Below are 12,765 nucleotides of genomic sequence, written 5' to 3'. Positions count from 1 at the left end.
CGGGCCGAAGTATTATTTGGTCGACCAGCGGAAGTAACGGATGCCGAAGAGGGTGAAAATTGCGGTGTAGCCGATGCTGGCGAGGAGGTACATATTGGTTTGGTTTACCCAGGCGCCAGGGGTGAAGGCTGCTGCGAGAATATTCTTTGTGGTGCCGTAGGGGGACCAGTCGGCGATGGCTGTGATCTCGGGCCCAAAGGCGCCGAAGGAGGCGAACTGGCCGATCATGATAAAGAGGAAGAAGACCAGGCGAGTGGTGACGTTGACGGTTTCCGGCGTTTTTACGAGGCCGACGATCATCTGGCCGAGGCTCAGGTAGACGGCGCCGCCGACGATGGCCGTGAGGAAGCCGAGGGCATAGCTGGATGCTTTCAGGATGATGTGATCGAATTGGTAGCCTATGGCGAAAAGAAGCACCGTTGTGATAAGGATCATGAAGAGCTGGACTGCCAGGCGGCTGGCGATGATCGTCCAGCGGGGAGCTGGTGTGACGCGGAGGCGTTGGAAGATGCCTTTGTCGCGATCGCGGGCAATGGCGTTGGTGTAGCCCATGAGCCCGATAGCATTGAGGCCGATGGCGATGCAATTCGAAAGGGCGAACGCTCCGCCTTTGAAGGCGACGATACTTTTCCAGGAAATGAGAATGATGGACGGGATCAGCACGACCATGATGGTTGCGCGGCGGTTGCGCCACTGGGCCGTGAGGTCGGCCTTGAGGAGGCTGGAGAAGACCGTTTTGGCGGAGGGGAGGGTGAGGGCAGGCCGGCTTTGCCGGGTGATGGGGGCTGCGGTTGTTATCGTGGATGACATGTTTGTGTTTTTTGCGGATGAGTTAAGAGCGGATAGCGGCGCCGGTGAGGCCGATAAAAACGTCTTCGAGGGTGATGCGGCCTTTGCGGGAGGCGCGGATGACCTCGGGATTGTCGCGGTTAACGTCGATGATGGCCTGGGGTGTATCGATGGTGATGATCTGGCCGTGGTCGATGATGGCGATGCGGTCGCAGATCGATTCGGCTTCTTCCATCGAGTGGGTGGTCAGGAGGATTGCGTGGCCTTTGTTGCGCATGGCTTCGATGCGTTCCCAGAGCTGGCGGCGGGACTGGGGGTCGAGCCCGGTGGTGGGTTCGTCCATCAGGACCAGGGGTGGTTGGTGGATCGTGGCGATCACGAGGGATACCCGCTGTTGCTGGCCGCCGGAGAGCTGGCCGAATCGTTTGGATGCGCTGTCTTCGAGTTTGATATCGGCCAGGATGGCGGCGGTGCGTTCGTTGGAGAGCTCGATGCCATGGATGCCGGCGAAGAGGCGGATGATCTCGGATATGTTCAGTTCGGGTTGGAAACTGGTGGACTGCAGCTGGACACCCATGGAGGCGCGGGCGTGGAGCGGTTGTTCCCGGGTGTCGTGGCCGGAAATGCGGATCGAGCCGCCGTTTGGTTTTAGCAATCCTTCGATGGCGCTGAGGGTGCTGGTTTTGCCGGCGCCGTTGGGACCGAGGAGGCCGAAGATCTCGCCAGGTTGGACCTCGAAGGACACTCCCTTGACGGCCTGGAAGCTGCCGTAGCGGACGAGAAGGTTCTCCACTTCGAGGACAGGCTGGTTGGTTGGCTTGTTCATGGTACTAAGGTAATGCGCGCGGGGCAACGGGACAAGGGGAGGGCGGCGGTGATGGGGGGAATTGCCGGTGAAATCAATGGATTTCACGGCGAAGGCCTTTGTTTCGGCGACATTGGCCGGCCGGGGTAGGGGTTAACAATTACATAATATTAAAGACCGATCTTGCCGTTCCATGTCATATTTTGGCCGGCTTACAATGTCTGACCTTCGGTCGAACCGCATCCTGCGGCTCTTGATAATGTCGCTGCTGACTGCTTTGAGGGTTTCGGCGCAGGAGGGCGACCGGGCGGAGCTTGTGTATACCCAACGACTCAGCAAACGGTTCCCTGACAGCGCTTTTTTGTTGTTGCGGGAGATGTACAGCCAGGCGTTGGTGCGGAAGGACCGGCTGGGAACGGGTAGCTGTCTTCAGCAGATGGGCCAGATCTGTTTTTATCTTGGCAATTTCCCCAAGGCTTTGGATTTTCATGGGCAGGCGGATAAGCTTTTCCGGGAGGGTGGGAGCGCGGACCTCGAGCGGGTCGCGGCGAACCTGAACGATATGGGGATCGTCTATTATTATAATAAGCAGACCCCGCTCGCCTGGACGCAATATGAGGAAGCGTTGGGTATTTACCGAAAGACGAACAATGTCGAGGGGATGGCAGATACGTATGGGCGCATCGGGCATCTTTTCGAGAAGCGGCGGCGGTATGACAGCGCCATTTATTTCCAGCGGATGGCCTTGCAAGAGTATAGCCAGATCGCGCATAAGCAGGGGATGGCCAAGATCTATGAAAATGTCGGAAGCATTTATGAGGATCTTGAACAATATGATTCCAGCTGGTATTATTTCACCCGTTCACTGGAGCTGTATGAACAGGCGGGAGAGGAAGTGGCCAGCATCGAGGTCGTGAACAACCTGGGTGATATCTACCGGAAGACGGGCCGGTACCGGGAGGCCATTGTGCAGACGGGCAAGGCGTTGGCGCTGGCGGAAAAGACCAACGATCTTTATGAGAAGGGGGCGGCCTATCGCGATCTTGGGAAGGCCTATGATCTGCTGCACCAGGAAGACAGTGCCTATCATTACCTCGAGCTGTCCCGGCGGGCCACCATCGATATTTATAGTAAGGAAAATACCCGGCAGACGGCTTTTTTGAGCGTGCTTTTCGATATCGACAAGAAGAATGACGAGATCGTAAGGCTGGAGAATGCCCGGAATATCACCCTTATTGTGACGGTGGCCGTGGTCGTCGTTGTGTCGCTGCTGGTAGCGCTTGGGTGGATGATGGTCCGGCGGCAGAATGAGCGGATGGAGGCTGAGCTGGCGCGGAAGCAACTGGAGGAGGAGCGCCTCAAGCGGGAACTGGAGACAGACCGTAAGGAGCTGGATGTCAAGAGCCAGGAACTGGAGGTAAAGCGGAAGGGGCTGACCTCGTATACTTTACACGTAATCCAAAAGAACCAGCTATTGGAAAGCCTGCGGGACCGGCTGGCCTTTCTTGTTAAGGAGGACAAGCGGGACCAGAAGAAGCAATTGACGCAGCTGATCCAGCAGATCAACCAAAACTTCAACCATGACCAATACTGGGAGGAGTTCCGGGAGACTTTCGGGCAGGTGCATCAGCAATTCTTCGATACGCTCAAACGACATTCCGATGATCTTACGGCGAATGACATGCGGCTTTTATCGCTTATTAAGCTGAATCTGGCGTCGGCCGATATTTCCACCTTGCTGGGGATTTCCCAGGATAGCCTCCGGGTGTCGCGGTACCGGCTGAAGAAAAAGCTGAATCTTGGGGCCGATGAGAGCCTCACCACGTTTGTGCAAGGGGCCTAGTAACAATTTGGTAATGGCGATTTTGTTTCTCTGTCTTTTATTGATAAATAAGGAGTTGCGCGTTGTCTGTTAACGGTGCTGCCGCTGCGTATACGGTATTGGGGAGCCTGTTGTCATTTTGTTCACTCCCGTTTTTTCCCAGTGTTTCTACAGGATTGCATTTTTGGGGAGAAAACAAAAACCAGCTAATATGAAGCGACTAATCCCTTTACTTATTTTTTTCCTGGGTGGCTGGACGGCGGTGTTTGCACAGACTGCCCCGTTTGCAGGAACCGTAAAAGATCAGCGTACCGGGGAGCCTTTGCCCGGGGCGAGTATCGAGTTGTCCATCAAAGGCGTAGAAGGTAAGCAGAGAGATATTCATTTAATCGCGGGGCTTGACGGCAGTTTTGTGTTGCGGCATGTTCCTTCGGGTCATTATGCCGTATCCGTGAAGGTTGTCGGGTACGAGCGGGTTTCCCAGGAGATGGACCTGGTGGATGGAACGGTCAAGTTCTTGAATTTTACCATGGAGCCGGGTAAGAAAGAGCTGACGACGGTGAATGTTACGGCGGCCGGCGGTGGCCGGGGGACCGATCGGGGTTCGCAGCTGGCTGACCGGCGGGCGGATATCGTGCAGAATTCGCTTTCGGCGAGGGCGATCGAGGTGTCGCCGGATCTCTCGGTGGCCAGCACCTCGCAGCGGGTCTCGGGGGTTACGACGGAGCGGGGTAACAATGGCGAGGCGCAGTATGTGATCATCCGGGGAATGGACAAGCGATATATCTATACGCTGGTGAACGGGATCAAGATACCGAGCCCGGACAATAAGAACCGGTATGTGCCGCTGGATATTTTTCCGGCGGACCTGTTAGAACGGTTGGAGATCACGAAATCTCTGACCCCGAATATGGAGGGGGATGCCATTGGCGGCGCCGTCAATATGATCATGAAGGATGCTCCGAATAAATTCTCCGTGAATGCGAGTGGGGCGTTGGGGTATGCGAATGATTTTTTTACGCAGGATTTTCAGAAATTTAGCACGAGTGGGAGTTTGGACCGGTCGCCGCGGGTGTTGAATGGGCCCAGCTACCAGGCGACGATGAAGGATTTTCCCAATAATGCCTTTCTCCATAGCAAGAGTCACCATCCGTTTGGAGAGGTGCTGGGATTATCGCTTGGGGGACGGCTTTTTGGGAACAAGCTGGGTGTGCTGGTCGCGGGAAGCTTTCAGAACACGTTCCGGAATGTCAAGTCGATCCTTTTCGATCAACCTGATGAGCTTGTCGAGGGCAAGGGGCAGCTGGGTGATCTTTCCGTCCGCCATCTTTCGGTGCAACAGCAACGAAGCGGTACGCATTTAAAGTTGGACTACCAGCTGAATGATAAGAATAAGCTTGCCTTTTATGGAGGCTATATGAACCTGATGCGGCAGGAGTTCCGCAATGCCACTGATACCAATTTAGAGTTGGGGCGTACGGGACCGGGATTGGGCCGGGTCAGCAACAGCAATCGCGATCTGCATGAGGTGCAGCAGATCATCAATTTTACGCTGAAGGGAGAACATGCGATCGGCAGCAATTTCTTCCTCGACTGGACGGGGGCGTATTCGAAGGCTATATTGAACCGGCCCGATGAGGGGACGATCAATTGGGATGGTGGAGCGCAGACGGACAGCTATACGGGTGCGATCGTGATCACCAAGCCAACACTGGAGCGGTCGACGCGGGAGTTTACGCATAGCAGCGACGAGGACAAGAGCGGGTATTTGAATCTTCGGTATGCTTCGCTGATCGGCGGGGCTTCTGTAGATTGGACGATCGGTGGGATGTACCGGGATAAGAACCGGAACAGCCAATACGATGCATACAACCTGGACCCGGCTTCAACCGCAATTACACAGACCTACAATGGGGATGCCAACCAGAATAGCTGGACTGTGAATAATTCGACGGGTACGCCGGGCAATCCCCTGAACTATACCGCCGAAGAAAAAGTCGGCGCGGGTTATGGGATGGTGAAGATCGAGGCCGGTCCCTGGCTGATCACGGGGGGGGCGCGGTATGAGCATACGGATCTGACCTGGCTCAGCGCTCTTCCTTCCGATCAAAGTGGTAAGACCGGAGACATTGCTTATTATGATGTATTGCCCAGCGGCAACATCAAATATAGCCTTGACCGGAAGCAGGCGGTGCGGCTGTCCTATTATTCCGCCATCAGCCGGCCCAACTTCTATGAAGTGATACCGCATACCCTTTATGATCCGGAGACCGGGCAATTGGAAAGGGGGAATCCATATCTCAAGCGGACGACGGCCGACAACTTCGACCTGCGTTATGAATATTATCCGAAGGGATTGGATCAACTATTGGTGGGCATCTTTTACAAGAAAGTCCAAAATCCCATCGAATATACGATCACGAATATCCCTGACGTAACCCAGCCGCAGGTGCCCAGCAACAACACCTTTTATATGGCCGAGAACTTTGGCAATGCCAACAACAAGGGAGCGGAACTGGATATCACCAAATTCTGGCGTTGGTTTGGGATAAAGGCGAACTATACTTTTACCGATTCGAAGATCACTACTATCAAGCAGCGTGAAGTTGCGGCTACGGGGAGTAATATACACAGTACTCCCGAGCAAAGCCGGCCGCTGCAGGGTCAGTCGAAGCACGTCGGGAATCTCTCGTTCCTGTTCAAGGACGACAACAAGCTGGGGTTGAATGCGCAGCTGGCATTCCAGTATACGAGTGCGCGGATCAATACCGTTTCGCAGTACTATAACTACGACATCTGGCAAAAGGCGTTTGCACAAATGGATTTCTCGGTCGAGAAGCGCCTTGTGCGTCGCTGGTATGTTTTCGTCAAGGTGAACAATATCCTGAACACGCCCTATGAGCTCGAAGTCCATCAGCCTTACGATACGCAAAACATTAATCCCTATGCGCCGTATCAGAAGGAGGGCAAGAACCTCCTGATGCGTAAGGATACTTATGGGGTCAATTACCTGCTTGGCGTGAAATTTAAACTTTAATCTCTTTTAAAAACAGTATCATGTACAAGAGTATTTTAAGGATGAGCGTTGTGGCGGCTGTTTTGGTTGCGATTGGGGCTTGTCATAAGGAATCGAAGGTGTATGTCAGTCCTGCCCAGCAGACGGCCAGCCATCCGATCACCAGCGATTCACTGACGGGGGCCGTCGCAGGGACCCTGCTTTCCGGGAGGACCTATTATTTTTCTGCGGATATCACGATCAACAAGGGGGATACGTTGTTCATGCAGCCCGGTTCCCGGCTGGTTGCTATCGGCGATGGTAAGACGCCGCAGACGAGTCCGCAAGTGACCTGTAACGGCACTTTTATCAGCGTGGGAACGGCCGACAGCAATAACTATATAACAGTGCCGGACAATCTGCGTAACGCTGCGAGTATCGGTATGGGCCTTTGGGGTGGTATCCAGTGTGGCGAGACCAGCGGGGACGTGGTCATCAAGTGGACGCATATCGAGTTTGCGGGTGGTCCGGCGGGTGCCAATGCCGATCCGAATGTGTTTGCGCCCGCAGACCCGCGCAACAGTTTGTCGTATACCAATATCGATGGGAATATCATACTCGAGGATTCCTGGATCTTTGGGACCTCCGATGACGGGATACGGTTATTGCACGGACATGTCAGCGTGATGCGGAATACCTTTGAGGACTGCGGAACGAAGGGCGGGGAAGGGCTGAACCTTAAGAATGGCTGTGTAGGGGATGTAGCGTACAACCTGATCATCGGCGCTGCGACGAATGCCTTCAAGATATCCAATAGCGGTGGTGGTCCGGTAGAGAACAAGACGTATTTGTACAACAATACGATGGCCAACTGCGGTTTCCGTCAGCTCAAAACGGGGCGGGGCGGGTCTATCGACTATGAGAAGGGAGCCGGCGGGAAGATATATAATAATGTGATCGTCAACTGCCGGTTTGGGGTGCGGCTTACGCCGGACGCCGATCTTCCGAATATAACATATAGCAACCAGTTGTTTTATGGGAATGCCGCCTATCTGCTGGGACAGTTCTATTCCACTGACGGCAAGGGGGTGAAGCAGGGTGCGGACATCATGAGCGCCACGCCGAAAGATAACAATCCGCATTTTGTCAACTACAATGTCGACCAGTTTGACTACAGTACGGTCACGCCGCCGTTGTCGGCTGCGGCAATGCCGATGGCGATCGTGACGGATGCCGGTTATGATTTTACGTTGTTGCCGAGCAGTCCGGGATATGGCAAGGGGTTTACGGGCTTCCAGCCTTTGAAGACGGTGCCTCAGGGTGGGGTAACCGGCGCTACGACAGTGGGTCCCAATGTGGATATGGGGGCATTTCCTTCGGATGGGACCGGCAACAAGCATTTTACTTCGAGTCTGAGTTCGACAAAATAAGAGGCATGAGAAAATTCAAATGGGTACTTGTATTTGTGTTTGCGGCGTGGGTACAGCGGACAGCTGTGTCCCCGCCGCTGTTTTTAGGGACGAAGACCCCATACGAGGCGCCGGTGGGGCGGTCTACTACCGCGCCCGCAGGTTACCGGCCGGTCTTTGTGAATTATGTCGGCAGGCATGGGGCGAGACATCTTACCAAAGCCGGGGCGGATATCGGGACATTGCGGGTGTTGGACGAGGCGGCGGGTAAACAGGGGCTTACCCCATTGGGGTACCGGATGCGGGCGGCGGTGAAGCGGCTTTGTCTTATCGAGAAGGGGCAATATGAGAATATCACGTTGCTGGGAGCGGCCGAACAGCGGGCTATCGCGCAGCGGATGCGGGGCCGGTATCCGGGTGTCTTCCAGGGCCGCGGGCTGGATGTGGTGATGACTTATAAGATTCGGACGAAGCAGAGCGCAGATGCGTTCTTACAGGGACTCGGCGGATATCATGGGACGGTGCGGATGTCGCGGCTGCCGGATTCGCTGGATGCGGTCTTGCGGTTCTACGATCTTTCGCCGGCTTACCTTAAATATAAAAAAGGGGATGTGGTGAAGAAGGGGATGGATTCGGTGGATCGGGATGCGCGGACGGCGGCGGTTGCGGCGGCGGTGAGCGAGCGGATCTTTACGCCTGGGTATTTGAAGGGCCGGACGGCGGCGGAGGCAATGACCTTTTCCGATGACCTTTACGATCTGTTCTCGGTGCAGTTCTCGATGCCGGGGGAGATCAGGGAGCGGGGATGGAGTGCTGATAGTGTTGATCTTTCGCTTGCATTTAGCCGGGAGGATCTTGTTTGGGATGACTTTCGGAATGGGGCGCAGGATTTTTTGGAGAAGGGGCCGGCGCGTGATCCGTTGGGGATACAAGTGAAGGTGGCGGCGCCGTTGCTTGTTGATTTTGTCCGGACGACCGATGAGTTTGTCGCGGCAGAGGGGAAGGATGCGGTGTTGCGGTTCACGCATGCCGAGGCGATATCGCCATTTGCGAGCCTGTTGGGTATCCCGGAGGCCAGTGTGGCGGCGCCGGGTATTGCGCGGTATCATGACCATTGGCGGGCGGAGCGGATCATTCCCCTGAGTGCGAATATCCAATGGATCATCTATAGTAATGGCGAGGATGTGCGGGTGAAGCTGCTGCTCAATGAGCGGGAGGTGGAGTTGCCGATCGGAGGCGGTCCTTATTACCCGTGGAAGGAGTTGCGTGGCTATTGCATAGAGCGGTTGAAGGCTGTGCAGGCAGGGATGCAGGGGGATATGGTCGGGTGGTTGAAGGAGCTGAAGTAGGTTAAGCTATCGCTAAGGTTTAAGCGTTGGGGGATAGAAAGTGGGCGGATCGGCTAATTTGCGGGACAAAATTTTCTTTTATGCGCCTATTTGCGATCGCTATTCTTATTCTTTTTTTGTCTGTGGGAGCTAACCATCTGCAGGCACAGTCGCTGGCCAATACGGCCTGGAAATTCTATGTGGAACCGTTGCATGATACGCTGACGATGCATATCGGGGCGGATACGAGCTTTTCTACTTCGAGCTCGGGGGAGATGATCGTCCGGTCGTTGTGGAAGCAGGTGAAAGATACGGTGAAGATAAATGACCTGGATGGGATGTATCCCTGTACGGCCGGGGAGGGTGTTTACCGGGTGAGTATCGAGGGGGAATATCTGAATTTTATCATGGTCACCGACCCTTGCAACCAGCGGGCGGATGCGTTGAACGGGGTAAAATTCAAAAAGGCGGATCGGTAAACCGATCCACCTTTTTATCAATTTGGATAAATTAGAGCTGAGTTGCGACTGTGTTCTCGGTTACGGTCTTGCTAACCTGGAACTGACGAACGATCTCGGTGTTATCGGCGGTGCGGATAACGAAGGTCGGGTGGATGTCAGAGTCCGTGTCAGCGATGAAGACGTTCCTGGAGAAGTGAGCGTCGCTGAATTGCTGGTGGTAAACGATGTCCCCGTTGTCATTCTTGATGATGAGGGAGAACTTTTCGCCGGTGGGGTTTTCGAATTCGACCTTAAAAGCGATGGCGTTGTTAGTGGCGCCCTGGTATTTTACGGTTACCTGTTGTTCGGTTGCTGCCTTCTTGTTCTCACCACCGTTTGCGAGGGTGGTCAGGGGGTTGCCGGCGACGATTACTGCTGCGGTGAATGCTACTGCTACGATCTTTGCTACTGCTTTCATACTATTGTTATTTTTATACTTTACAAAATTGTTAACAAAAAAACTTTTTCGGCAGGCAATAGTCTTGGAGTGGATGGCAGGAGACAATCGGGATATGGCGAGAACAACCGGGTGAGCAATTTTCCTGTTTGGGGGCGGTTGGGCGCCGCTTTGCTCTTTTGTTACACAAATGTAGAACGGAATTCCGGCGCGTGGAAACCGTATTTAGTCGCCGTTTATTATGTCAACGGAGTAGAGTATTCAGGCAATGGTCTGAAAATTAAGTGGTTGTAGTCTGGTATTGAATGATAACCAACCCAGTTTGAGGCTTCGGAAAAGGGTGGTATATTGTGTGCTATAGAGAAAATATTCAACCTTACGATTTCTGTGGCCCCTATGAGTATTGAACGTATTCCTTTAGTACCCCCCACTATTGCTCCAGTCGGCGCCGGAGTCAGGCGTCCATTGTTCTCGGTTATGATACCGACCTATAATTGCTCTAACTATTTACGGGAGTCTTTGCTGAGCGTACTTGCCCAGGATCCGGGTCCTGACCGAATGCAGATAGAGGTTGTGGACGATTGCAGCACCGATGCCGATGTGCAGGCGCTGGTTGCCGAGATCGGGAAGGGCAGGGTTGGTTATTTCCGGCAGGAAAAGAATGTGGGCAGCTTGCGGAACTTCGAGACCTGTCTAAACCGGAGCACGGGGGAGTGGGTGCATCTATTACATGGGGATGACCTGGTGAAGCCGGGGTTTTATCAGGAGATAGAAGCTCTTTTCCATGAATACCCCGAGGCTGGGGCCGCGTTTACCGGCTACTTGCATGTCGACGAGCGGACGGATGTGTTGTATCCTAATGAGCCGTTATCGGACCGGCCGTGTATTATCGAGGACTGGCTGAGCGTGATCGCTTCGAGTCAGCGGGTGCAGCCGCCGGCGATGGTCGTGAAGCGGTATGTCTATGAGCGTCTGGGCGGTTTTTTTGCCTTCCATTATGGCGAGGACTGGGAGATGTGGGTGCGGATCGCGGCGTACTACCCGGTGGCGCATTCCCCGAGGCATCTGGCCAAGTACCGGGTCCACAGGAATAATATAACGAGTAATTATTTTTGCAGTGGGCAGAATATCCGGGATATCGAGCGGGCGATAGAGATCGTTCAGGAGTATCTCCCGGAGGATAAGCGGGCCGTGTTGTACGAGCGGGCGAAGCGGCATTATTCGCGGTATTTTGCCCGGACCTCGGACATGGTCTATCATGGTTTCCATCATCCACAGCAGGCGCTTGCGCAGGCGAAGAGGGCCTTTCGGATGGACGCGAATCCCACGACGGCTTATTTTGTGTGCAAGATGTATGTGAAGTTGCTGTTCCGGTACCGGTTCAAGGATATTGGTGGAAACGGGCTTCAGGCAAATTCCTAAACTTTGTGGGGGGCGTTGATGAGATGGCCCCATTTTTTCAGCATGATCACGAGCTGCCCGAGATCGACGGGTTTGCTGATGTAGTCATTCATGCCTTCTGCCAGGCATTCGTCGCGGTCCTGCCGGGTGGCGTTGGCTGTCATGGCGATAATGACGGGTTGGTGGCCTTCGCCGCGACGGATGAGACGGGTGGCTTCGAGGCCATCCATTTCCGGCATTTGGATATCCATCAGGATGAGGTCGAAGGGGGCCTTGTCGAGCTGGTTCAGTACTTCTTTTCCGTTGACGGCCACCATGGGGTTATAGCCCATTTTTGTGAGGATGATCAGGGCCAGCTGCTGGTTGATGGGGTTATCTTCGGCCAGCAGGATACAAAGCGGATATTTGTTGGCGAGAACGGGGATGGAAACGTTATCGGGAAGGGCATTTATTTCGACGGGATGAGCGAGGATGGTGAAGGTAAAGGTCGATCCGACGCCGGGGGTGCTATCGATGGCGATATGGCCGTTCATCAGTTGGACCAGTCTTTCGGAGATGGGCAGCCCGAGGCCGGCGCCGCCGTATTTGCGGCTGATGGAGGAGTCGGCCTGCGCGAAGGATTGGAAGAGATGGCTGAACTGATCGGGCTCGATCCCGATACCGGTGTCTTTTATCTCGAAGCCGATCTGGACATGACCGGGCGGAGTATCGGGCGGGAGGGGCCATGAAGGAAGGAAGAGGCGGATGCAGATCTCTCCCTGTTCGGTGAATTTCATGGCATTGCCAACGAGGTTGAGCAGTACCTGCCGGAGGCGGGCGTTGTCGGTGATAATGCGGGCGGGGACGTCTTCTTCGATCTGGCAGTGGAGGAGGATGCCGGCGTTGATGGCCCTGGCCATGAACACTTCCAATACCTCGTCCACGCAGCGGCGGAGATCGGTTTCTTTTTCTTCCAGGATGATCTTGCCGGATTCCATGGTTGAGAAGTCGAGGATATTATTGATCACGGTGAGCAGGGTATCGCTGCAGCTGCGGATGACTTCGACATAGCCGCGTTGTTCTCTTGTGAGGTTGGTCTGGGAGAGGAGGGAGGACATGCCCGTGATGCCGTTCATGGGCGTGCGGATCTCGTGGCTCATATTGGCAAGGAAGAGGCTTTTGGTACGCATGGCTTCTTCGGCCAGTCGGGTTTGCTGGTCCGCCAGGAACTGCAGCTGTCTGGATTTTTTTCTCAGCCTGCGGATGGTGACCAGGCAGTATGCCAGACAGGACGACAGGAGGCAGGCCAGTACTGTTATCTTAATGGTTAATGACAGCAT

General features: G+C 54.5%; 10 protein-coding genes. 6 read left to right on the top strand and 4 right to left on the bottom strand.

Going from position 1 to position 12,765, the window contains the following annotated elements:
• Positions 1 to 12 precede the first annotated feature (12 nt).
• Together VHE34_RS08135 and VHE34_RS08130 are read right to left on the bottom strand one after the other, a co-directional pair.
• Positions 13 to 810, bottom strand: a complete 798-nt coding sequence (locus VHE34_RS08135; RefSeq protein WP_325586559.1) for an ABC transporter permease — start codon at positions 808 to 810, stop codon at positions 13 to 15.
• A gap of 22 nt (positions 811 to 832) precedes the next feature.
• Entirely contained in the window at positions 833 to 1,615 is a 783-nt protein-coding gene (locus VHE34_RS08130) for an ABC transporter ATP-binding protein (RefSeq protein WP_325586557.1), read from the bottom strand.
• 196 nt (positions 1,616 to 1,811) lie between these two features.
• On the opposite strand from VHE34_RS08130, the gene VHE34_RS08125 reads away from it, so the two are divergent.
• The 5 genes from VHE34_RS08125 to VHE34_RS08105 all read left to right on the top strand — a co-directional run bounded on the left by VHE34_RS08125 (position 1,812) and on the right by VHE34_RS08105 (position 9,627).
• Positions 1,812 to 3,437: a tetratricopeptide repeat protein gene (locus tag VHE34_RS08125; RefSeq protein ID WP_325586555.1), complete on the top strand. Its 1,626-nt coding sequence runs from the start codon at positions 1,812 to 1,814 to the stop codon at positions 3,435 to 3,437.
• A 190-nt stretch (positions 3,438 to 3,627) separates the two neighbouring features.
• The gene (locus VHE34_RS08120; RefSeq protein ID WP_325586553.1) at positions 3,628 to 6,453 is read left to right on the top strand and encodes a TonB-dependent receptor; all 2,826 of its coding nucleotides are present in this window, start codon (positions 3,628 to 3,630) and stop codon (positions 6,451 to 6,453) included.
• Between the two features lie 20 nt (positions 6,454 to 6,473).
• Complete coding sequence (locus tag VHE34_RS08115) at positions 6,474 to 7,841, top strand: hypothetical protein (protein ID WP_325586551.1); 1,368 nt, start codon at positions 6,474 to 6,476, stop codon at positions 7,839 to 7,841.
• Positions 7,842 to 7,846: 5 nt separating this feature from the next.
• The gene (locus tag VHE34_RS08110) at positions 7,847 to 9,169 is read left to right on the top strand and encodes a histidine-type phosphatase (RefSeq protein WP_325586549.1); all 1,323 of its coding nucleotides are present in this window, start codon (positions 7,847 to 7,849) and stop codon (positions 9,167 to 9,169) included.
• Between the two features lie 80 nt (positions 9,170 to 9,249).
• Positions 9,250 to 9,627 (top strand): hypothetical protein, encoded by a 378-nt coding sequence (locus VHE34_RS08105; RefSeq protein WP_325586547.1) that lies wholly within the window; start codon positions 9,250 to 9,252, stop codon positions 9,625 to 9,627.
• A gap of 31 nt (positions 9,628 to 9,658) precedes the next feature.
• Here VHE34_RS08105 and VHE34_RS08100 read toward each other — a convergent pair whose 3' ends face one another.
• Positions 9,659 to 10,066: a hypothetical protein gene (locus VHE34_RS08100; RefSeq protein WP_325586545.1), complete on the bottom strand. Its 408-nt coding sequence runs from the start codon at positions 10,064 to 10,066 to the stop codon at positions 9,659 to 9,661.
• 375 nt (positions 10,067 to 10,441) lie between these two features.
• Between VHE34_RS08100 and VHE34_RS08095 the strand changes: the two genes are divergently transcribed.
• Positions 10,442 to 11,467 carry a glycosyltransferase family 2 protein gene (locus VHE34_RS08095; protein ID WP_325586543.1) on the top strand — a complete coding sequence of 342 codons (1,026 nt, stop codon included), beginning with the start codon at positions 10,442 to 10,444 and terminating at the stop codon, positions 11,465 to 11,467.
• On the opposite strand, the gene VHE34_RS08090 is transcribed toward VHE34_RS08095, so the two are convergent.
• Positions 11,464 to 12,765 carry a response regulator gene (locus VHE34_RS08090; RefSeq protein ID WP_325586541.1) on the bottom strand — a complete coding sequence of 434 codons (1,302 nt, stop codon included), beginning with the start codon at positions 12,763 to 12,765 and terminating at the stop codon, positions 11,464 to 11,466. The genes VHE34_RS08095 and VHE34_RS08090 overlap by 4 nt on opposite strands.

This window comes from Puia sp., from assembly GCF_035546395.1.
Classification (GTDB): domain Bacteria; phylum Bacteroidota; class Bacteroidia; order Chitinophagales; family Chitinophagaceae; genus Puia.
Note: the sequence above shows the minus strand (reverse complement) of the source record. Positions and strands in the feature narration are given on the sequence as shown.